Below are 21,259 nucleotides of genomic sequence, written 5' to 3'. Positions count from 1 at the left end.
CTAACTAAGGCTACCTAACTACCTAGAAAAAAGTGGTGGAGGGAGAAGGATTCGAACCTTCGAAGGCTGAGCCGTCAGATTTACAGTCTGATCCCTTTGGCCACTCGGGAACCCCTCCACAGAAAATGGTGCCGGCACCAAGAGTCGAACTCGGGACCTACTGATTACAAGTCAGTTGCTCTACCAACTGAGCTATGCCGGCATATCATTTCGGAACGGGATATTAGGTAAATGCGCTCTCAAGTGCAAGTAAAAAACGTCCATTTACGTAAAAAAAGCGCTTGAACGGTGTTTTTTTACACGTTATCCAACTTTGGCGACCAATTAAACAGCGAATACATCAAACGACGACGGAAACACGACTGCAATCACCCATTTAGTATTGTTCCGAATAATCTCATAGTGTACTGTGCCTTTCCTAAGCAGAGGAAAGCCAATGACTTCTAAAAATTCAATTCAAAAAGCACTCTATCTCGCCTTTGAGCGCCTGCAATGGTCTGAGTTACGAGATTCAGTGCCGCTGACGCTGAGTGAGCAAGACTTGGAAAACCTTAGAGGCATAAATGAGAAGATTTCCTTATCGGAAGTCACTGATATTTACCTTCCCCTTAGCCGGCTACTCAATTTAATTGTCAAAGCTAAGCAGCAACGTGGCTTAGTGGTTGATGAGTTCCTTGGGCAAAAACCATCAAGAAGCCCTTACATCATTAGTATTGCCGGCAGTGTCGCCGTCGGCAAAAGTACCACAGCGCGTATCTTGCAAGCCTTGCTACGACATTGGCCTGAGCACCCTAAGGTCGATCTCGTCACAACGGATGGCTTTTTGTATCCACTGGCTGACTTGAAGCGTAAAGGCTTGTTACAACGTAAGGGATTTCCGGAAAGCTACGATATGAAAATGCTGGTTGAGTTTATCTCAGCAGTAAAATCTGGCCAACCCCATGTGAAAGCCCCTATCTATTCACATGTCACCTATGACCGAGTGAAGAATCAGCACCAAACCGTTTCTCAGCCAGACATCTTAATTTTGGAAGGCTTGAATGTATTGCAGACTGGGCTCGACTCGCCCGTAGATACCCGTCGTCCTTTTGTCTCCGATTTTGTCGATTTCTCTATTTATGTCGATGCGGAAGAGCCGTTACTTAAGCAATGGTATAAAGAACGCTTCTTGCAATTCCGCTCTGGCGCCTTCAGTGACAAGAAATCCTATTTCCATCACTATTCGTCGCTGACCGATGATGAAGCCAATTCCATTGCCGCTAATATCTGGGACACGATTAACGGTCCCAACCTGCAGTTGAATATTCAACCGACCCGTGAAAGGGCGCATTTGATCCTACAGAAAGGTCAGGATCATTTGATGTCCCACGTACTGATGCGCAAATAGTTTTCTGTAAAATAGGCTCTTGGGGGCTTAACGAGCCCTTAAGCTAATTTCACCGCCGATAAATGCTTGAACACCCTCGGCGGTTTCAAGTAACACTGCGCCCTGCTCATCAACACCACGACAAATACCATCCACAAAGTTATCAGCCATTAGTAACCGAATTTCACGTCCATAAAATAAATCCGCAGCTTGCCAACGAAGCTTGAATGCACGAAGTCCTTCACGCTCAAATAACTGGATGTCACGCTTCAGCTGCTTCTGTAATTCTATAACAAGCTCTGTTTTGTCTGGCATATCAACCAACTCTGACAGGTCGCTCCAAGGCTGATCGATACCTTTGCCTTGTTCCTCAGACATCGCCATATTGACGCCAACACCAATGATCAGCTGACACTGGCTATCGGCCTGCCCCGACATTTCAATTAAGATCCCGGCAAGCTTCTTGTTATCCAAATAGATATCATTCGGCCACTTAACCCCAATATTCTCGACCCCAAACGATTTAAGCACTTCAACTAGAGTGCACGCCACCACTAAACTTAATCCCATGGCCTGTGCCATTCCCTGCGGGAATGTCCAAAACAATGAGAAGTACAAGTGATGCCCATAGGGCGACACCCAAGTGCGACCTCGGCGACCGCGACCTGCAGATTGATACTCTGCCACGCACACGTCACCATTCTTTAGCTCAGTGGTATGGCTTAGCATAAAGGCGTTGGTACTTGCTATCTCATCAAAATAAAAGCAGCGGTTATCAATTGACTGCACTAAACGTGAAGCATCAATTAAAGAGATGGGATTGGCTAACTTATAGCCGCGACCTTTAACGCTATAAATTGCCACACCATAGGCTTCTAACGCATCAATGTGCTTATTTACTGCGGCGCGTGAAATCCCAAGTTCAGTGGCTAACTGCTCGCCTGAAACAAACTGACCGCTAGACAATAACGCTAATATCTGGCGTTTTCTTCCCCAATTATCAGACATACAAATCTCCTTCACCGTTAGCGCCCATGATTCTAGGTTCAGCTTCTAGCACAACACCAAATTTATCCTGTACTTGCGCAATAACATGCAGCGCTAAGCGACAAATATCGCGCCCCGTTGCCCCGCCTCGATTCACTAATACCAAAGCTTGTTTGTCATGCACAGCAGCATTACCAAGCACAAAACCTTTCAATCCCGCTTGTTCAATCAACCAACCTGCCGCCAATTTCACCGTCGCATCCGCTTGCGCGTAACCCACTATCGTCGGAAAACGCTGTACTAAATCTAGATAACAGGCCGCGCTGACAATAGGATTTTTAAAGAAACTGCCTGCATTGCCGAGCACAGCAGGATCGGGGAGCTTTTCACTGCGAACTTGGCATACGCGATTAAAAATTTCACGCGCTGTGACGGTTGCTGGATCAAACGATTGCAGTGGACCATAGGCCAAACGCGGTTGCCAACGTTTAGCTAAGCGCAGTCCGACTGCTGTAACTACGGCAAGATTGCGTAATTTGTCTTTGAAAATGGATTCACGGTAAGCAAATTGACACTCAGCAGTGCTTATACGCACAAACTCACCTGAGGGTAAATCAAGATACTCAACCCAATCACATACATCACAGAGTTCAACACCATAAGCGCCAATATTCTGGATAGGTGCTGCCCCAACCGTTCCAGGAATTAACGCCATATTTTCCAGCCCAAACATGCCATGCTCAAGCGTAAACTGAATTAACTCGTGCCAATTCTCACCCGCCTCAACCTCGAGATAAAATGCTTCTCCGTCTTCAGATACTTTTATCCCCTTCGATAAAATCCTGACAACTGTACCGTTAAAGTCCTCAGTGAAGACCAGATTGCTACCGCCACCAAGCACCAACATAGGCAATTGCTGTTGCCATAGTGGCAAACACATCGCCTGAACAGCTTCTTTTGAGTGCACCTCAACAAGATCGGCGCAAGACTGGGCTAAACCAAAGGAATTAAACGATTTAAGGCTATGAGCTAGAGACATGTGTTTGATCAATGACGACAAAAACACATTGTAACTGCTAAAAGCGAGGATTGCAGCTAACGCGGAGGACACGTATTGATGAAATAGTCATCGTGGAGTAGGCATTTAGGCGAAAAATCATGCTGGAATTGACAAATTGCAGACGCAAAAAAGCCAGCTTATTCGCTGGCTTCGTTACATCTCTACGAGATAATTAGGCGCTTGGCGATGACCTACTCTCACATGGGGAGACCCCACACTACCATCGGCGCGTTTGCGTTTCACTTCTGAGTTCGGGATGGGATCAGGTGGTTCCACAAGGCTATTGTCACCAAGCAAATTCTGTTTATTACCGTGTCCATCGCTGGCTCACGCTAATAATAATTCGGAAAGCTGATTTTTTTTTGAGTCTTTAACTTTATCAAGTGTCTATATTCTGTCTAAGGCTTTCAGTAAAACCCATCTGGGTTGTATGGTTAAGCCTCTCGAGTCATTAGTACATGTTAGCTCAACGCCTCACAACGCTTACACACCATGCCTATCAACGTCCTAGTCTCGAACGGCTCTTTAGAGGAATTAAATTCCTAGGGATGACTCATCTTAGGGCTCGCTTCCCGCTTAGATGCTTTCAGCGGTTATCGATTCCGAACGTAGCTACCGGGCAATGCCATTGGCATGACAACCCGAACACCAGCGGTTCGTCCACTCCGGTCCTCTCGTACTAGGAGCAGCTCCCTTCAATCATCCAACGCCCACGGCAGATAGGGACCGAACTGTCTCACGACGTTCTGAACCCAGCTCGCGTACCACTTTAAATGGCGAACAGCCATACCCTTGGGACCGACTTCAGCCCCAGGATGTGATGAGCCGACATCGAGGTGCCAAACACCGCCGTCGATATGAACTCTTGGGCGGTATCAGCCTGTTATCCCCGGAGTACCTTTTATCCGTTGAGCGATGGCCCTTCCATTCAGAACCACCGGATCACTATGACCTACTTTCGTACCTGCTCGACGTGTATGTCTCGCAGTTAAGCTGGCTTATGCCATTGCACTAACCGTACGATGTCCGACCGTACTTAGCCAACCTTCGTGCTCCTCCGTTACTCTTTGGGAGGAGACCGCCCCAGTCAAACTACCCACCAGGCACTGTCCCTAATCCCGATAAGGGACCTAGGTTAGAACATCAAAACTACAAGGGTGGTATTTCAAGGACGACTCCATCATGACTAGCGTCACAACTTCAAAGTCTCCCACCTATCCTACACATGTAGGTTCAATGTTCAGTGCCAAGCTATAGTAAAGGTTCACGGGGTCTTTCCGTCTAGCCGCGGGTATACGGCATCTTCACCGCAATTTCAACTTCACTGAGTCTCGGCTGGAGACAGCGTGGCCATCATTACGCCATTCGTGCAGGTCGGAACTTACCCGACAAGGAATTTCGCTACCTTAGGACCGTTATAGTTACGGCCGCCGTTTACCGGGGCTTCGATCATGAGCTTCTCTTGCGATAACCCAATCAATTAACCTTCCGGCACCGGGCAGGCGTCACACCGTATACTTCCTCTTGCGAGTTTGCACAGTGCTGTGTTTTTGATAAACAGTTGCAGCCACCTGGTATCTGCGACTCCCGTCAGCTTAGAGAGCAAGTCTCATCACCAACAGGAGCGTACCTTCTCCCGAAGTTACGGTACCATTTTGCCTAGTTCCTTCAGCCGAGTTCTCTCAAGCGCCTTGGTATTCTCTACCCGACCACCTGTGTCGGTTTGGGGTACGATTCCCACTAACCTGAAGCTTAGAAGATTTTCCTGGAAGCATGGCATCAACTACTTCAGTCCCTTAGGACCTCGTCATCAGCTCTCAGTCTGCACACTAAAGTGCGATTCCCCGGATTTGCCTAAGAAATCAACCTACCACCTTAAACGCGGACTACCAACGCCGCGCTAGCCTAGCCTTCTCCGTCTCTCCATCGCAGTTAGCGGAAGTACAGAAATATTAATCTGTTTCCCATCGATTACGCCTTTCGGCCTCACCTTAGGGGTCGACTCACCCTGCCCCGATTAACGTTGGACAGGAACCCTTGGTCTTTCGGCGAGGGGGTTTTTCACCCCCTTTATCGTTACTCATGTCAGCATTCGCACTTCTGATACCTCCAGCGTGGGTTACCCCTTCACCTTCAACGGCTTACAGAACGCTCCTCTACCGCGCATCTCTAATGAAATGCACCCGTAGCTTCGGTGACTAGCTTAGCCCCGTTACATCTTCCGCGCAGGCCGACTCGACTAGTGAGCTATTACGCTTTCTTTAAATGATGGCTGCTTCTAAGCCAACATCCTAGCTGTCTAAGCCTTCCCACATCGTTTCCCACTTAGCTAGTACTTTGGGACCTTAGCTGACGGTCTGGGTTGTTTCCCTTTTGACGACGGACGTTAGCACCCGCCGTCTGTCTCCCGAGTAGTACTCATTGGTATTCGGAGTTTGCAAAGGGTTGGTAAGTCGGGATGACCCCCTAGCCTTAACAGTGCTCTACCCCCAATGGTATTCGCTCGAGGCGCTACCTAAATAGCTTTCGAGGAGAACCAGATATCTCCCGGTTTGATTGGCCTTTCACCCCCAGCCACAAGTCATCCGCTAATTTTTCAACATTAGTCGGTTCGGTCCTCCAGTTGATGTTACTCAACCTTCAACCTGCCCATGGCTAGATCACCGGGTTTCGGGTCTACACCTTGCAACTAAACGCGCAGTTAACACTCGGTTTCCCTACGGCTCCGCTATTCGCTTAACCTCGCTACAAAATGTAAGTCGCTGACCCATTATACAAAAGGTACGCAGTCACGGTCTCAAGAACCGCTCCCACTGCTTGTACGTATACGGTTTCAGGTTCTATTTCACTCCCCTCACAGGGGTTCTTTTCGCCTTTCCCTCACGGTACTGGTTCACTATCGGTCAGTCAGGAGTATTTAGCCTTGGAGGATGGTCCCCCCATATTCAAACAGGATGTCACGTGTCCCGCCTTACTCGTTTTCATCAATGGTTAGTTTTCATGTACGGGGCTATCACCCTGTGCCGCTGTGCTTTCCAACACATTCCACTAACACCCCACTGACTTAAGGGCTAATCCCCGTTCGCTCGCCGCTACTAGGGGAATCTCGGTTGATTTCTTTTCCTCCGGGTACTTAGATGTTTCAGTTCCCCGGGTTCGCCTCGCAACACTATGTATTCATGTTGCGATAACAGCTTATGCTGCTGGGTTCCCCCATTCGGACATCGTTAGCTCAAATGCTTGTTACTAGCTCGCCAACGCTTTTCGCAAGTTACTACGTCCTTCATCGCCTCTGACTGCCAAGGCATCCACCGTATACGCTTAGTCGCTTAACCATACAACCCAAATGAGTTTCACTCACCTGGGTCGCATTGCGACCAGCTTGGTTTTACTTGTCTCACTTCTGACCAAAGAAGTGGACGCGCCTTAGACGTAAACTATTCAGCAAAGAATAATTTACTTTTGAATATTCAAGACACTTAATAAAGTGTTTGAGAACTCATGTTCAATGCTTTCGCATTGAACGTTTTGTAATTAATTACATGACAGACTCATGCAATTAAATACTATCAGCTTTCCAAATTGTTAAAGAGCGGGCTTAAAAAAGCCAAAGATAATTTTTAAGTTTATCTTTGGCATCTCTATCCATAGTGCATATGCCTTATTACTTTGCAATAAAGTCAGAATAAGGTGTAAATGGTGGAGCTATGCGGGATCGAACCGCAGACCTCCTGCGTGCAAGGCAGGCGCTCTCCCAGCTGAGCTATAGCCCCATTTACATGCAGTGCGAGTAAGTAAGATGTTCCAAACCTCTAAAAGGATTGGTTTGCCAATCATTTCTTATCAAGGCGGACAGTGGCGACGTTTAGTTTACTAAACGAGTCACTTTCCAACGCTGAGAAGGAAGGATTGGTGGGTCAGAGTGGACTTGAACCACCGACCTCACCCTTATCAGGGGTGCGCTCTAACCAGCTGAGCTACAGACCCATCTTTGATGAACCTATTTAATTAGGTTTATCTTTTACTCTTTCTTCTATCAAGCAAATCTGTGTGAACACTCAACAAACATTAAGTTAGTCGTATAGGTAAGGAGGTGATCCAGCCCCAGGTTCCCCTAGGGCTACCTTGTTACGACTTCACCCCAGTCATGAACCACAAAGTGGTGAGCGCCCCCCCGAAGGTTAAGCTACCCACTTCTTTTGCAGCCCACTCCCATGGTGTGACGGGCGGTGTGTACAAGGCCCGGGAACGTATTCACCGTGGCATTCTGATCCACGATTACTAGCGATTCCGACTTCATGGAGTCGAGTTGCAGACTCCAATCCGGACTACGACGAGCTTTGTGAGATTAGCTCCACCTCGCGGCTTTGCAACCCTCTGTACTCGCCATTGTAGCACGTGTGTAGCCCTACTCGTAAGGGCCATGATGACTTGACGTCGTCCCCACCTTCCTCCGGTTTATCACCGGCAGTCTCCCTAGAGTTCCCACCATTACGTGCTGGCAAATAAGGATAGGGGTTGCGCTCGTTGCGGGACTTAACCCAACATTTCACAACACGAGCTGACGACAGCCATGCAGCACCTGTCTCACAGTTCCCGAAGGCACACCTGTATCTCTACTGGCTTCTGTGGATGTCAAGAGTAGGTAAGGTTCTTCGCGTTGCATCGAATTAAACCACATGCTCCACCGCTTGTGCGGGCCCCCGTCAATTCATTTGAGTTTTAACCTTGCGGCCGTACTCCCCAGGCGGTCTACTTAATGCGTTAGCTTGAGAGCCCAGTGTTCAAGACACCAAACTCCGAGTAGACATCGTTTACGGCGTGGACTACCAGGGTATCTAATCCTGTTTGCTCCCCACGCTTTCGTGCCTGAGCGTCAGTCTTTGTCCAGGGGGCCGCCTTCGCCACCGGTATTCCTCCAGATCTCTACGCATTTCACCGCTACACCTGGAATTCTACCCCCCTCTACAAGACTCTAGTTCGCCAGTTCGAAATGCAATTCCCAGGTTGAGCCCGGGGCTTTCACATCTCGCTTAACAAACCGCCTGCGCACGCTTTACGCCCAGTAATTCCGATTAACGCTCGGACCCTCCGTATTACCGCGGCTGCTGGCACGGAGTTAGCCGGTCCTTCTTCTGTAGGTAACGTCACAGTAATAGCGTATTAAACTATTACCTTTCCTCCCTACTGAAAGTGCTTTACAACCCGAAGGCCTTCTTCACACACGCGGCATGGCTGCATCAGGGTTTCCCCCATTGTGCAATATTCCCCACTGCTGCCTCCCGTAGGAGTCTGGGCCGTGTCTCAGTCCCAGTGTGGCTGATCATCCTCTCAGAACAGCTAGGGATCGTCGCCTTGGTGAGCCATTACCTCACCAACTAGCTAATCCCACCTAGGTTCATCCAATCGCGGAAGGCCCGAAGGTCCCCTCCTTTCCCCCGTAGGGCGTATGCGGTATTAGCAGTCGTTTCCAACTGTTATCCCCCTCGACTGGGCAGATCCCTAGGCATTACTCACCCGTCCGCCGCTCGCCGGCAAAGATAGTAAACTATCTTCCCGCTGCCGCTCGACTTGCATGTGTTAGGCCTGCCGCCAGCGTTCAATCTGAGCCATGATCAAACTCTTCAATTAAAGTTTTTTGCTTCCGTCTTGCGACTTCAGCGGCTCAATGAATTCTGATTTTTTGTTTCTCGCACTCCTTATAAAAGAAGGGCTAAAACAAACTGTACATATTGCTATGAACACTCATTGTTACATTGATTTAAATTTTTGACTGCCAACCCTAAGGTTAAGCAGTTTCGATTAACTCAACACCTGTGAGTGTCCACACAGATTTGCTTGATAAATTGTTAAAGAGCGTTGACCACACACTGAGTTTTCAGCGGGTCAGGGCTGCGTATTCTACGCATTCCCGTTAGTGCGTCAAGTAGTTTTTTCAACTTTCTCAACACTCATCGCTTAGCTCGCTAACCGATGAACTGCTTGGCTTTCTTTGCTTAACTTGCGTTACGCTGTCTGCCGTGTCAGTGGATGCGCATTATAGGGAGATTGAGAAAGTCCGCAAGGGCTTTTTAGCGATCATTGAATCGTACGTCGATATTTTAAACGTTATGACCATTTTTTAGCTTGTAGACCTTATTTATCAGAGATAAGTCAGCTTTTTTATCTAATAATTGATAATTCACGCTCAATATTTCAGCAATGGTCTAGTGTAAAAGTAAATAATTCATTACCATATACTTGCTGTTAACAGTTATTTATCAATTTCCCATTCATCAGAGAGCATTCTTATGCAAAAGTCATTTCTTATTGTTTTGATTGTCGCCATTGTTGGCGCCTTTGTGCTATTTCAGTTTGCACCTACGCTGCCGGCTTACATTGCCTTCGTTGCAGGCGTTATTGTGACTAGCCTTATCTTTAAACTTGTTCCAGAGACTTCATCATCTCATGCTACAGAAGAACAATATGTTGGTCCTACTATGACCTTATATGTAGGTAACCTGCCTTATCGTGTCCATGAAGGTGAAGTAAAAGTATTGTTTGGTGAGTTTGGCCCAGTAAACTCTGTGCGTTTAGTCAGAGATCGTAAGACTGGTCGTCGTAAAGGTTTTGGTTTTGTGGAGATGTCAGAGTCTGGCGCTCAGAAAGCCATGGTTAAACTGAATGACTATAGCTTCCAAGAAAGAACCTTAAAAGTAAGAGAAGCAAAAACACAAGATTCGGAAGCTGCCGACCGTACTGGTACTGACGAGTAGTATTGCCGTTTAAACTGTTTTGTTTGACGTTGTAAATTTAGTTGGTTGTGGTGATTCGTTCGATAGTTGAAAAGCCACAATCAATTAATGTTGTTGTTAAGCCTTCACTGATTTCCGCTTTAGTATAGAACGCCTGCATTGCTGACTCCCCAACGGCTTCTCTCTCATTTGTTACTCTGCGCTGTTCCACAATAAGATTCTGTTGCGTTAAAAGAGTCACGACTCGCTTAGCTATCGCAGCGCCAGAATCCATTAACGTTACGCCCGCACCGAGCACTTGTTGTAATTCAGCTTTGATCATCGGGAAGTGAGTACAACCCAGTACGAGAACATCTAATTGCGCGGCAACGACTGGCGCCAGTAAATCTGCCAGTCTGCGCATGTCCATTTCACCTGTCGCCACTTTCTGTTCCGCCATCATGACTAGTTCAGAACAACCAAAAAGTTCGACATGGCAATCATCGGCAAATTGGCTGATGAGCTCATGGGTATAATGACGCTTAACTGTGCCAGGGGTAGCCAAGAGTCCAATACGTTTACTCTTAGACATCTGTGCCGCGGGTTTGATAGCGGGTACAACGCCCACAACAGGAATACTGAGGTTTGCACGTAATGCCGGTAGCACAACAGTGCTCGCGGTATTGCAGGCGACGACCACTATCATTGCATTGGTGCGAGCTACAAGATCACATACTAATGCGACACAGCCAGCAATTAATACCTGCTCTTCTAACTCGCCATAGGGCAACCTCGCATTGTCGAAAAGATAACAATAATCGCTATGGGGCAAACTCTTGCGGATTTCAGCCAATACGGATAGGCCACCAATCCCAGAATCAAACACTAATATAGGTCGCGACAAGCGAGTCTCCCGTTTCGGTTATAACAAATTGGCTATACAGATTGAACGCATTACAACATTAACTGATTCGATGTTTGATGACTGAATGAATCCAACCAAATATTCAAAGAATACCCATAGAATCACACTCAAGCGCGCGGATTTTCCCACAGCTTTGCGTAAACAGCAAAAGCAAGATGCTGGACATTCGTGTCACCTAGTATAATATTTGCGCCCCAATTTACAGCAACGGTGAATCAAACAATGAACTTAGCAGCAATGGACCCTCAGACTTATGATACGCAGTTAGAACACAAGCGTATCAAGCTAGAACAAGCCTTTGCCCAATTTGAAACACCGAGTGTTGAAGTTTTTGCCTCAGAGCCTGCCAACTACCGTATGCGCGCTGAATTCCGCATGTGGCATGACGGTGACGACTTATACTATTACATGTTCGATAAAGTATTGAATGAGAAAGTGCGATGCGATCAATACTTGCCAGCCAGCGTGCTCATAAATCAAATGATGTCGGCCTTAATCGCCGAACTAAAACCGAATCCTAGTCTAAGACATAAACTGTTCCAAGTGGATTTTTTGTCGACCTTAAGCGGCGAGATCTTAGTGTCCTTGCTTTATCACAGACAGCTTGATGACCAATGGCGCGCCGATGCGGCTGCACTAAAAGCCAAGTTAAGCAGCCAGTTTAACGTCAACATCATCGGCCGTGCCCGTAAGCAAAAAATCGATTTAGATAAAGACTTTGTGGTCGAGTCATTACAAGTGAATGATAAAACCTTCTTATATAAGCAAATCGAGAACAGCTTTACTCAACCGAATGCCAAAGTTTCCGTAAAAATGTTGGAGTGGGCTATCGATGCGACTCAAAACAGTCAGGGTGATTTACTAGAACTCTACTGTGGTAATGGCAACTTCTCTATCGCACTGGCGCAAAACTTTAATCGCGTATTGGCCACCGAACTCGCTAAGCCTTCAGTCGATGCGGCACAATACAATATCGAAGTGAATGGTATTGAGAATCTGCAGATTATTCGCATGTCGGCCGAAGACTTTAGCGATGCCATGGCGAAGAAACGCAGCTTTAGACGTTTAGAAGGTATCGATCTCGACAGCTATGTGTGCAACACCATTTTTGTCGACCCACCACGCGCAGGGATTGATCCTGATACGTTGGCGTTAGTACAAGGTTACGAGCGGATCTTATATATTTCCTGCAACCCAGAAACCTTAAAAGACAATCTGCAGCAACTAAACGAAACCCATAAAGTCACTCGCTTCGCCTTGTTTGATCAGTTCCCTTATACCGATCACATGGAAACAGGTGTCCTACTAGAGCGTCGTTAGTCACCTCAAATGCATTAAGCTCGACTGCATAGCAGTTAAACTTAGCTAGAACTCAAACATAAATTCGCTAAAAATAATGGAGCCTCAGGCTCCATTATTTTTAGCAACTGATGTGCAGGTCACTCAGTTAGCGGTGCTCAACTTTGTGCTGCAAAGCCTCGGCGCCTTTGGCGATCATACGCAATTGCATGACTAATTGATCGGCAAGGATTTTACGATCTGCACGTTTCATATCTAATGCGGAAGCGCCAGCGTTAAACACCAAAGTGACTAAAGCTTCTGCCTGCGCCCGAGCTAATAACGGAGTTCGGCCCGCTTTCGCTTCGGTATAGTGAGCCAATTCAGAAATAAAATGTTCAATTTCGCGAGCAACCGCCGCACGGAACGCTGCAGAGGTTCCTGAACGTTCATGCAATAAGATACGGAATACGTTTGGATTAGAATCAAGCACTTCCATAAAAGTATCAACAGAAATACGGATCACACTGCCACCGGCTTCGGCTCGCTGACGGCCTTTGCGCATCATCTGCCTGAGTGCTAACCCACCCTCGTCCACCATAGTGAGACCGAGTTCGTTCATATCTTTAAAATGGCGATAAAAAGATGTCGGCGCAATATTGGCTTCCCGAGCAACCTCTCGCAAACTCAGACTTGAGAAACTGCGCTCAGCACTTAGCTGATTAAAGGCCGCATCGACTAAAGCTCGACGAGTTTTCTCTTTTTGCTGTGCTCGAATACCCATTCTTAAATCCGCTAACTGAATGTAATGACGCGATAATACCGCTTTTAGGCATTAAACACAGCCCCATCGTCCTTGACCAAACAATATAGCTAGGCTAAATTAGCTTACAGATGTACGCTCAAAAGCGAATTTTGGAAACCTATAATGAAAAAACCCCCTATCATCTGGCTTAATGTCAGTCTGTTTGCCATCACTTTCCTCAGTGCGGTGATCTTAGTTCCATGGCGCGGTATTGTTCACGGCTATGGTGCTAGTGAATGGATCGCTTTTATTGTCTTAGCCTTTGCCAGTGGTCTGTCGATCACCGCAGGTTATCACAGACTATGGTCACACAAGGCCTATAAAGCCCATCCAGCTGTGCGATTCATGTATGCACTCGGTGGCGCTTTAGCATTGCAAAACAGTGCATTACATTGGGCATCCGATCACAGAGTGCACCATAAGCACGTCGATGATAACGACAAAGATCCGTACTCAGCCAACATGGGATTCTGGTACAGCCATATCGGTTGGATGCTGCGTGAGTATCAGTCGCAACGCTATCATGATTATCAAAATGTGCGCGATCTGCAAAATGACCGTATCGTGATGTGGCAACACAAACATTACCTCGCACTTGTATTGTTGATGAACATTGGACTGCCTGCCCTGCTCGGCTGGTTAAATGGCGACGTGCTGTCTATGTTATTGATGGCGGGTTTACTGCGTTTAGTGGTGGTGCATCACAGCACTTTCTTCATCAACTCTTTAGCGCACGTGTGGGGCAGCCAGCCTTATACCGATAAGAACACCGCCCGCGATAATGGCTTTCTCGCCATGCTGACCTACGGTGAGGGCTACCATAATTTCCATCACATCTTCGAAAATGACTATCGTAATGGCATTAAATGGTGGCACTACGATCCAACCAAATGGTTGATTAAGTCATTATCTTGGTTGGGGTTAGCCAAGGACTTGCGTACGAGTCCACAGGAACGTATCGAGAGCGCACGCTTGCAGATGCAGCTACTGCGGACAAAGAACAAAGTCGTGCACTTACCCAATGCCGATGAAATTATTGAAAAAGTCCAAGCTGAGTATGAATTACTCAAGCTGCACTTAATGGATTACTATCAAGCAAAGAAAACCTTGCTTGAGGCCAAGCGTAAACAACTTGTCGATCAGCAGCTATTGCAGCAAGTTGAGGAGCTAAAAGCGCGTTTCTTAGTCCAGCAAAAACATTGGCGCAGCCTAACCGCAACTTATAGCTAAGCCACAATTCTGCCCGAAAGTCATACGGCCACCTTGCATGGTGGCCGTATCTGATTATGATGATGCCTTAATCACTTAAATAGGCTGTTGAGATCATGTCAGATTCCCTAGTTACACTCCCAGAATCAATCAAACTAACAGAATATAGTCATGGTGCAGGTTGTGGCTGCAAGATATCCCCTAAAGTGCTCAGCACTATATTAGCCTCGCAATTACCCGTGTTTACCGATCCTAATCTGTTGGTCGGCAATCAGAGCCGTGACGATGCCGCAGTGTATAAACTCAATGACGACGTAGGCATCATCAGCACTACCGATTTTTTCATGCCGATTGTTGACGATCCCTTCACCTTTGGCCGCATCGCTGCCACCAATGCAATCAGCGATATTTATGCCATGGGCGGCACACCTATCATGGCGATCGCTATTTTAGGCTGGCCAATCAATAAGCTACCCGCAGAAGTTGCACAACAAGTGGTCGATGGCGGCAGACAAGCCTGTATGGAAGCGGGGATCATGCTCGCCGGTGGCCACAGCATAGATGCGCCTGAACCGATTTTTGGGCTCGCAGTGACAGGACAAATTGCGTTAACTGACTTAAAACAAAATGACACTGCTAAAGCGGGCGATCGTTTATATCTCACTAAGCCTATCGGCATTGGCATTTTAACCACGGCGCAGAAACAGAAAAAACTCCAAGATGAAGACAGTCACATTGCGGTTAATGCTATGTGCCAGCTGAATACTATAGGCACGACGATTGCCAAAATTAGCGGCGTAAACGCCCTGACCGATGTCACAGGATTTGGACTGGCGGGACACTTACTCGAAATGTGCCAAGGTGCCAAGCTCACGGCAAAACTCAAATTTGATGCGGTGCCGTTACTGCCACGCGCCTTAGATTACTTAGCCTTAGGTTGCGTTCCTGGCGGGACTCACCGAAATTACGACAGTTATGGCGAGCATCTCCCCGAGCTCAGCGAGCATCAAAAAGCGATTTTGTGCGATCCGCAAACCAGCGGTGGTCTGTTAGTTGCCGTCTCGGCCGAAGCCGAAGCCGAATTGATTGCTCTACTCGATGCACATCATATCGCCCCAATTTGCATTGGATCACTGGAAACACCCACCACTGAAGCGAATGTGGTGTTGTGCTGATGCCAAACGCGATCGTCGCTGCAGAACAATATCGGGAAATTTTCCTTAATCAACATCCCATCATGGATGTGCGAGCACCTATAGAGTTTACTCGAGGTGCGTTTCCCAACTCGACCAACTTACCCTTGATGCTGGATAGTGAAAGGGAAAAAGTCGGCACTTGTTATAAGCAATCAGGTCAGCAAGCCGCGATTGCATTGGGTCATTCACTGGTTAATGGTCCCATCAAGCAACAGAGAATCGAGGCTTGGGCAAGCTATGTGAAAGCCAACCCCAAGGCCTACCTTTATTGTTTTCGTGGCGGCTTACGCTCGCAACTCACGCAACAATGGCTTAAAGAAGCCGGTGTTGAAGTCCCTTATATTCAGGGTGGCTATAAGGCCATGCGCCAATATCTGATTGGCGTGATTGAAGCGGCACCAGCTCAGCAGCCGTTATTGAGTTTGAGTGGGATGACGGGCTGCGGTAAAACCGATTTTTTACTGCAACGTAAAGAAGCGGTTGATCTTGAAGGGATAGCCAATCATAGAGGCTCTAGCTTTGGGAAGAATATCGACCCACAGCCGACGCAGATTAACTTTGAAAATCAGCTTGCCATTGCCTTGCTACAGCACCAAACGAGTGACGCAGCCTGTTTACTGCTCGAGGATGAAAGCTTCCTGATTGGGCGCTCGGCACTGCCGCAGACATTTTACAATGCCATGCAAGCCGCCAATGTCTTAGTGCTAGAAGAGTCAGACGATGCGAGGCTCGAACGCTTACGCAATGAATATGTGCATAAAATGTATAACGGCTTCTGTGAGCGCCTAGGGCCGGAAGCGGGTTTTGCGGCATTTAGCGACTATCTATTGCAAAGTTTAGTGAGCATTCGTAAACGTTTAGGCGGGAAGCAGCATCAAGAACTGCAAGATTTGATGCAACAAGCACTCGATCAGCAAATCAACCAGAATGACACTTCGCTGCACTTAGTTTGGATAAACCTGTTATTACATAAGTATTACGACCCTATGTACCGATACCAATTACAGAACAAGTCCGAACGTGTTCTTTTTAAAGGCTCACATCAAGCGATGCACGAATGGTTGGATAGTTATTACTAGAGTCTAAAATTAGCCGCACAATAAGCAGTGCGGCTAATACTTTAGAAAAACTAGTAGGCAGTAATAGTAATATCTTCGTAGTCATAGTCGTCGAATTTAGTCGAACGAATAGGGCTAGTACTACGACTCGATTTGCTGAGTTCTGAACGTAAATCATATAATCCAGCCATACCACCATAACCCCATACATAAAAACTCATCGAACTTACAGATGAATTACCAAATACGGATTGCAAGTTTGTAGGTAAATCCAAATTAGGAATCGAGCCTTTTAAGGGGCCTGAAATAGCCCAGTAAGCATTACCTTGCCCTAATGTGATCTGAACACCTTGCATATTGGTAGAGTTATAACTGAAGTCGTAACTTGTATTACCAGCACCATCCATGACCCCCATTAAACGCGTAACCTCGTTTAACATTAGGTTTTCATTTAATGGTAAATTTAGGTTTAATTTATTTGAAGTATCAGTCACGGCTCTTCTGGTTAATCCAGTATAACTCAAATAACCTATATCATTTCCACCAAGATCTATCCGTTGCGATGCAGATACTAGATTACGATTAAAAAGTTCGGGGAATAGCTGAACTTCTTTTGTCGGCCAGATAACCCAGTTTTGACGACCATATTCAGTTTCTGAGTAACTTCGCAAAGAGTAGTTGCTGCTATTCACGTCAATATTAACAAAAGTACCTTCGTGATTTGCCCCTTCAAACATACTACTCGTCAATGGAATCACTTGTGATAGATCAAGCTCGTTTGGATCAATATTTCCTGCGTAGGCAGCAACTCCACCCTGTTTCGGAATCAATACCATGTTTACAGGTGCGAATTTATTATCACTCTTACATACATGTAACGGATAATCAGTAAATATAGGATTTATATAAGCATTATCCACATAAAGGTTGTAGTTACTATAAACAGTAGCTATCTCACTAACATCTAAGTTGATATAGCTACATTCACAACTGTTATTTAATCTTTCATCAAAAAAGCGATAAATACCATAGTCACCAGCTTTCGCGTTTAGATCTGTTCGGATATTCCAAGAGATACTACCACTTATAAACTCAGGCGCTGCAACCGTCAAATGTGATGCCTCACTAGACCAAGGGACATCAACATGCCCTTGCGCATCACTCTTATAAGAGCTAAGAATGCTACCATCACGACGATGGACAATAACATCAACACCTGCTTTTTTCTCCACCACATTGCACATATTTGCAGTGCTCTCGACATCCATAACAAGTCGAGGTAATGAAGGAGTAACTCCATCTGAGTCACTATTATTTGAATCGCCTGAACCTCCACATCCACCAAGCAATAACATTAGCGCGCTGGCATAACATCCTTTTCTCATGACCAAACTCCAAAGCTTATAAGTTATTATTTTATACGTTTTTTAAACATATTAATTACATCACAATTTTATTTCGTTCGGCAAGCAGGTTTGCAACTTGATGATGTAAGTTTTCACGGCTGACGGATACTCCTTCCTGAGGAGCCGCAATATCTACCAACACCCTTGACCAAAAACGCTTGGGCATTTTAGCTAAGGCATGTCCGCCCTTGCGGCTAAAGTAAGACCCCCATAATCCGTGTAATGCCATTGGAATAACAGGCACAGGATCTCTGGCTAAGATCTTATCGATTCCGGGACGAAAATCGCCAAGTTCACCGTCAGGTGTGAGTCGACCTTCCGGGAAAATACACACCAACTCGCCATTGGCGAGCGCCGCATGAATCGCCTCGAAGGCACGATTATAGGTCTCTTCACTTTGCTTAGGCGAACAGATAGGGATCACCCCAGCGTGGCGGAACACATACTTCAGCAGAGGAATCTCGCTAATGGATTTATCCATCACAAAGCGGATCGGCCGTGTCGAGGCTCCCATAATAATCAATGCATCCACATAACTCACATGGTTACAGACTATGATGCCAGCCCCTTCCTTTGGAATTTTTTCACGGCCAGTTACAGTCACGCGGTACATAACATGGCTAAGTAAGTAACTGATAAATCGCTGAGTAAATTCTGGCACTTGCGAATAAACATAAAGGGCAACGACAAAGTTCATTACGGCAAGCAACAAGAATAACTGCGGAATCGTCCAACCCGCTACGCCCAGCAACAACATAGATAACAGCGCCGAAGCCACCATAAACAGAGAGTTCATAATGTTATTGGCAGCAATCGCCTGAGCACATTCACCCTTAGCCGAACGCGATTGAATAAAGGCGTATAAGGGGACGATGAACAGCCCGCCGCTAACGCCGATCATAAAGAAATCTAGCATCACCCGATAATGTTGCGACTCGGCAATAAAGGCTTTTAATCCATAGACAAAACCAGCATCCACTGGCGCAGGTGGAATAGCCCAAAGCAAATCGACACCAAAGATAGTTAATCCCAGCACCCCAAATGGCAGCAAACCGAGTTCCACATGACCGTAGGAAAAACGTTCACAGACGAAGGAGCCAACGGCAATCCCGATGGAAAACATGCCCAACAATAACGACACCACAGTCGCGCCAGAATGCAGATGCAGCTTGGCAAAGTTAGGGAATTGAGTCAGATAGGTCGCGCCTAAAAACCAAAACCAACTGATAGCGAGGATCGCCATCCAGATTGAAGGTGTTTGACGCGCTTTTTTAATACTGCGCCAAGTACCAGAAAGTGGGCGAAACTGAATCTTTTGCACTGTCCCCTGCGGGGGCAAAGCCGGAATAGCCCGACTCGACAAGTATCCTGCTAAAGACAATACGGCGACGGTAATGGCAGCCCAAAGTGTACCGTTGACTTCAGAAACTAAGATCCCCGCACTTAACGTGCCGACCAGAATAGAGAGAAAAGTGCCCATTTCAACCCACGCATTGCCTGTGACTAACTCGTCCTCTTTCAACGCTTGGGGTAACAAGGAATATTTGACCGGACCGAAATAAGCCGACTGACTACCTGTTAAAAATAACAGTAATAACATCATCATATAGTTCTCGCTCACTATCGCGATAGCGGCGCAGGACATGATAATAACTTCGAGTAATTTCAATCGACGGATAAGTTTGGCCTTATCCATATTATCGGCAACCACACCTGCGTGGGCCGAAAACAGAAAAAACGGCAGGATGAACACCCCAGCAGCTAAATTCACAAACATATCGACGCTTATGGGTAAGTCTTTGACCTGACTGAAGGTCACTAACAGCAGCAACACATTTTTATAGATATTGTCATTCAAGGCGCCGAGGCACTGAGTCGCAAAATAAGGTAAAAAACGTTTTGTTAGCAACATGATAGTTCCCTCTGGTAACCCATTCCTTGTAGATAAGCCTGCACATGGCTCTCAAGTAAATCCCGCAGCGATAGCGATTCAGCAAAGAGCTTATTATCGAGGGACAATGCAGTTAGCCCATGAATCCCCCCCCACAACACACGACTCATACTAAGATGCTGCTCCGGTGTCGCCTCAGGGAAAAGCTGCGCTAACTCACGTTCAATCAGTGTGAATAACCCTGTAATCAATTGTCCTTGTGATTGCGGCAGCGGCTCAGAATCGAGTAATTGCAACTCAAAAACCTGTTTGAAAGCTTGGCGCTGTTCATGGGCGAATTGACTATACTCCCACGCCATTGCAATGATTTTACGCAAACTGTCAACCGCGCAAACACCCGCTAATCTGTCATGTAAAGTCCTAAGCGTTGACTCAGAAACGGCCAGTAGCAAATAGTTGTAACTGCCGAAAATATTGATCAAGGTACTAGGGACATAGCCAATTTGGCTGGCCACTTTGCGCAAGCTCAGCCCGACAACACCTTGCTCGGTCAGTAACTCAGTTGCCGCTTGTATTGCCATCGCGCGAATTTCATCATGGCTGTGTTCTTTTCGTCTAGCCATAGCTCTCACTCCCTATTGGATAGCAAGAGACTAACAGCAGTCAAAATAAAAAACAACGTTCAAAATAAGTTTGTTTTACGTACAGTCGCGGGTAAATAGTGAAGGATATCATTGAGGATGATAAATAAAGATAGACGCTCGAAATCGATTCACTCAGTAAAACTGAACTATATATGTGGGATTACACCACACAAAATAACATAAAAAACGGCGCACTCAGTCAGCACGCCGTCCATTATTTAGGTTTAAAAATCATTCTTAATTCAAAGGTGTTTTTAATTAAAAGTGACCATGGAATTTAAGGCCTGCGATAAGTCATCACCACTCTATCTGCACCAGCGCCAAAATAATCGGCCTCAAAAGCCGAATCAACGAAACCTAAATGCTGATATAAGCCATGGGCAGGATTACTCGGGTCAACCGTTAAACACACCCGCTCAACAGCGGCGGGCAACTCAGCTAAACACTGCTGCATCAAACGTTTGCCTAATCCCTTTCCACGAGAATCTTCACTTACTGCAACAGATAAAATCCACCTAGAACTAGGATCGCCACTCTGGGCACAGAGCAAATAACCTTGCAGCAGATTATCTTCATCCACGGCAACTAAAAATTGCTCTGGCCAACAATCAAATCCCTGACGGAAGAAAAAATCGGGATAGCTATGTTCGCCAAAAATGGCCTGCTCAAGCTGATAAACCGCGAATAAATCTGACTTTAATACCGGACGTATAGACTGCAT

The 21,259-nt window shown here is 46.5% G+C and carries 14 protein-coding genes, 4 tRNA genes and 3 rRNA genes; 6 read left to right on the top strand and 15 right to left on the bottom strand.

Going from position 1 to position 21,259, the window contains the following annotated elements; translation table 11 throughout:
• Nucleotides 1–33 precede the first annotated feature (33 nt).
• Both DYH48_RS22675 and DYH48_RS22670 read right to left on the bottom strand, forming a co-directional pair.
• Nucleotides 34–118 (bottom strand) — tRNA-Tyr (locus DYH48_RS22675).
• An 8-nt stretch (nucleotides 119–126) separates the two neighbouring features.
• Nucleotides 127–202, bottom strand: a tRNA-Thr gene (locus DYH48_RS22670).
• A 234-nt stretch (nucleotides 203–436) separates the two neighbouring features.
• Between DYH48_RS22670 and coaA the strand changes: the two genes are divergently transcribed.
• Nucleotides 437–1,387, top strand: coding sequence for a type I pantothenate kinase (gene coaA / locus DYH48_RS22665; RefSeq protein ID WP_115336002.1), 951 nt, complete (start codon nucleotides 437–439; stop codon nucleotides 1,385–1,387).
• A 27-nt stretch (nucleotides 1,388–1,414) separates the two neighbouring features.
• Here coaA and birA read toward each other — a convergent pair whose 3' ends face one another.
• The 7 genes from birA to DYH48_RS22630 form a co-directional block, all read right to left on the bottom strand.
• Nucleotides 1,415–2,374 carry a bifunctional biotin--[acetyl-CoA-carboxylase] ligase/biotin operon repressor BirA gene (gene birA, locus DYH48_RS22660; protein WP_115336001.1) on the bottom strand — a complete coding sequence of 320 codons (960 nt, stop codon included), beginning with the start codon at nucleotides 2,372–2,374 and terminating at the stop codon, nucleotides 1,415–1,417.
• Nucleotides 2,367–3,392, bottom strand: a complete 1,026-nt coding sequence (murB, locus tag DYH48_RS22655) for a UDP-N-acetylmuramate dehydrogenase (protein WP_115336000.1) — start codon at nucleotides 3,390–3,392, stop codon at nucleotides 2,367–2,369. The genes birA and murB overlap by 8 nt, the downstream gene beginning before the upstream one ends.
• 199 nt (nucleotides 3,393–3,591) lie before the next feature.
• Nucleotides 3,592–3,707: ribosomal RNA gene (rrf, locus tag DYH48_RS22650) — 5S ribosomal RNA — on the bottom strand.
• Nucleotides 3,708–3,843: 136 nt separating this feature from the next.
• Nucleotides 3,844–6,748 (bottom strand): 23S ribosomal RNA (locus tag DYH48_RS22645).
• A 362-nt stretch (nucleotides 6,749–7,110) separates the two neighbouring features.
• Nucleotides 7,111–7,186 (bottom strand) — tRNA-Ala (locus DYH48_RS22640).
• Nucleotides 7,187–7,323: 137 nt separating this feature from the next.
• Nucleotides 7,324–7,400: transfer RNA gene (locus DYH48_RS22635), tRNA-Ile, on the bottom strand.
• 99 nt (nucleotides 7,401–7,499) lie between these two features.
• Nucleotides 7,500–9,044, bottom strand: a 16S ribosomal RNA gene (locus DYH48_RS22630).
• Together the 16S, 23S and 5S rRNA genes with 2 tRNA genes alongside form the textbook arrangement of a ribosomal RNA operon.
• Nucleotides 9,045–9,703: 659 nt before the next feature.
• Between DYH48_RS22630 and DYH48_RS22625 the strand changes: the two genes are divergently transcribed.
• The gene (locus DYH48_RS22625) at nucleotides 9,704–10,168 is read left to right on the top strand and encodes an RNA-binding protein (RefSeq protein WP_006083618.1); all 465 of its coding nucleotides are present in this window, start codon (nucleotides 9,704–9,706) and stop codon (nucleotides 10,166–10,168) included.
• 37 nt (nucleotides 10,169–10,205) lie between these two features.
• On the opposite strand, the gene murI is transcribed toward DYH48_RS22625, so the two are convergent.
• Entirely contained in the window at nucleotides 10,206–11,030 is an 825-nt protein-coding gene (gene murI / locus DYH48_RS22620) for a glutamate racemase (RefSeq protein WP_115335999.1), read from the bottom strand.
• A 243-nt stretch (nucleotides 11,031–11,273) separates the two neighbouring features.
• Here murI and trmA point away from each other — a divergent pair, with 243 nt between their 5' ends.
• Nucleotides 11,274–12,371: a tRNA (uridine(54)-C5)-methyltransferase TrmA gene (trmA, locus tag DYH48_RS22615; RefSeq protein ID WP_115335998.1), complete on the top strand. Its 1,098-nt coding sequence runs from the start codon at nucleotides 11,274–11,276 to the stop codon at nucleotides 12,369–12,371.
• Nucleotides 12,372–12,498: 127 nt separating this feature from the next.
• On the opposite strand, the gene fabR is transcribed toward trmA, so the two are convergent.
• Nucleotides 12,499–13,113 (bottom strand): HTH-type transcriptional repressor FabR, encoded by a 615-nt coding sequence (gene fabR, locus DYH48_RS22610; RefSeq protein ID WP_115335997.1) that lies wholly within the window; start codon nucleotides 13,111–13,113, stop codon nucleotides 12,499–12,501.
• Between the two features lie 144 nt (nucleotides 13,114–13,257).
• On the opposite strand from fabR, the gene DYH48_RS22605 reads away from it, so the two are divergent.
• The 3 genes from DYH48_RS22605 (at nucleotide 13,258) to mnmH (ending at nucleotide 16,618) form a co-directional block, all read left to right on the top strand.
• Nucleotides 13,258–14,364, top strand: coding sequence for an acyl-CoA desaturase (locus DYH48_RS22605; protein WP_115335996.1), 1,107 nt, complete (start codon nucleotides 13,258–13,260; stop codon nucleotides 14,362–14,364).
• A 95-nt stretch (nucleotides 14,365–14,459) separates the two neighbouring features.
• Nucleotides 14,460–15,518, top strand: a complete 1,059-nt coding sequence (selD, locus tag DYH48_RS22600) for a selenide, water dikinase SelD (RefSeq protein ID WP_063884299.1) — start codon at nucleotides 14,460–14,462, stop codon at nucleotides 15,516–15,518.
• Nucleotides 15,518–16,618: a tRNA 2-selenouridine(34) synthase MnmH gene (mnmH, locus tag DYH48_RS22595; RefSeq protein WP_063884300.1), complete on the top strand. Its 1,101-nt coding sequence runs from the start codon at nucleotides 15,518–15,520 to the stop codon at nucleotides 16,616–16,618. The genes selD and mnmH overlap by 1 nt, the downstream gene beginning before the upstream one ends.
• Nucleotides 16,619–16,668: 50 nt before the next feature.
• Here the strand turns inward: mnmH and DYH48_RS22590 are convergent, their stop codons facing one another.
• From DYH48_RS22590 to DYH48_RS22575, 4 genes are all read right to left on the bottom strand, one after another.
• Entirely contained in the window at nucleotides 16,669–17,982 is a 1,314-nt protein-coding gene (locus DYH48_RS22590) for a hypothetical protein (RefSeq protein WP_115335995.1), read from the bottom strand.
• A gap of 55 nt (nucleotides 17,983–18,037) precedes the next feature.
• Nucleotides 18,038–19,915, bottom strand: a complete 1,878-nt coding sequence (locus DYH48_RS22585; protein ID WP_115335994.1) for an MFS transporter — start codon at nucleotides 19,913–19,915, stop codon at nucleotides 18,038–18,040.
• Entirely contained in the window at nucleotides 19,906–20,517 is a 612-nt protein-coding gene (locus DYH48_RS22580; protein WP_115335993.1) for a TetR/AcrR family transcriptional regulator, read from the bottom strand. Before DYH48_RS22580 ends, DYH48_RS22585 begins: the two co-directional genes overlap by 10 nt.
• 298 nt (nucleotides 20,518–20,815) lie before the next feature.
• Nucleotides 20,816–21,259, bottom strand: a complete 444-nt coding sequence (locus tag DYH48_RS22575) for a GNAT family N-acetyltransferase (protein WP_115335992.1) — start codon at nucleotides 21,257–21,259, stop codon at nucleotides 20,816–20,818.

The organism is Shewanella baltica, from assembly GCF_900456975.1.
Lineage (GTDB): Bacteria > Pseudomonadota > Gammaproteobacteria > Enterobacterales > Shewanellaceae > Shewanella > Shewanella baltica.
This window is presented reverse-complemented; position numbering and strand designations above follow the sequence as displayed.

What these genes read in the sequence shown, in the direction of transcription:
- coaA (WP_115336002.1), top strand. Translation starts at nt 437, where the DNA reads ATGACTTCTAAAAATTCAATTCAAAAAGCACTCTATCTCGCCTTTGAG.
- birA (WP_115336001.1), bottom strand. Translation starts at nt 2,374, where the DNA reads ATGTCTGATAATTGGGGAAGAAAACGCCAGATATTAGCGTTATTGTCT.
- murB (WP_115336000.1), bottom strand. Translation starts at nt 3,392, where the DNA reads ATGTCTCTAGCTCATAGCCTTAAATCGTTTAATTCCTTTGGTTTAGCC.
- DYH48_RS22625 (WP_006083618.1), top strand. Translation starts at nt 9,704, where the DNA reads ATGCAAAAGTCATTTCTTATTGTTTTGATTGTCGCCATTGTTGGCGCC.
- trmA (WP_115335998.1), top strand. Translation starts at nt 11,274, where the DNA reads ATGAACTTAGCAGCAATGGACCCTCAGACTTATGATACGCAGTTAGAA.
- fabR (WP_115335997.1), bottom strand. Translation starts at nt 13,113, where the DNA reads ATGGGTATTCGAGCACAGCAAAAAGAGAAAACTCGTCGAGCTTTAGTC.
- DYH48_RS22605 (WP_115335996.1), top strand. Translation starts at nt 13,258, where the DNA reads ATGAAAAAACCCCCTATCATCTGGCTTAATGTCAGTCTGTTTGCCATC.
- selD (WP_063884299.1), top strand. Translation starts at nt 14,460, where the DNA reads ATGTCAGATTCCCTAGTTACACTCCCAGAATCAATCAAACTAACAGAA.
- mnmH (WP_063884300.1), top strand. Translation starts at nt 15,518, where the DNA reads ATGCCAAACGCGATCGTCGCTGCAGAACAATATCGGGAAATTTTCCTT.
- DYH48_RS22590 (WP_115335995.1), bottom strand. Translation starts at nt 17,982, where the DNA reads ATGAGAAAAGGATGTTATGCCAGCGCGCTAATGTTATTGCTTGGTGGA.
- DYH48_RS22585 (WP_115335994.1), bottom strand. Translation starts at nt 19,915, where the DNA reads ATGTTGCTAACAAAACGTTTTTTACCTTATTTTGCGACTCAGTGCCTC.
- DYH48_RS22580 (WP_115335993.1), bottom strand. Translation starts at nt 20,517, where the DNA reads ATGGCTAGACGAAAAGAACACAGCCATGATGAAATTCGCGCGATGGCA.
- DYH48_RS22575 (WP_115335992.1), bottom strand. Translation starts at nt 21,259, where the DNA reads ATGCAGTCTATACGTCCGGTATTAAAGTCAGATTTATTCGCGGTTTAT.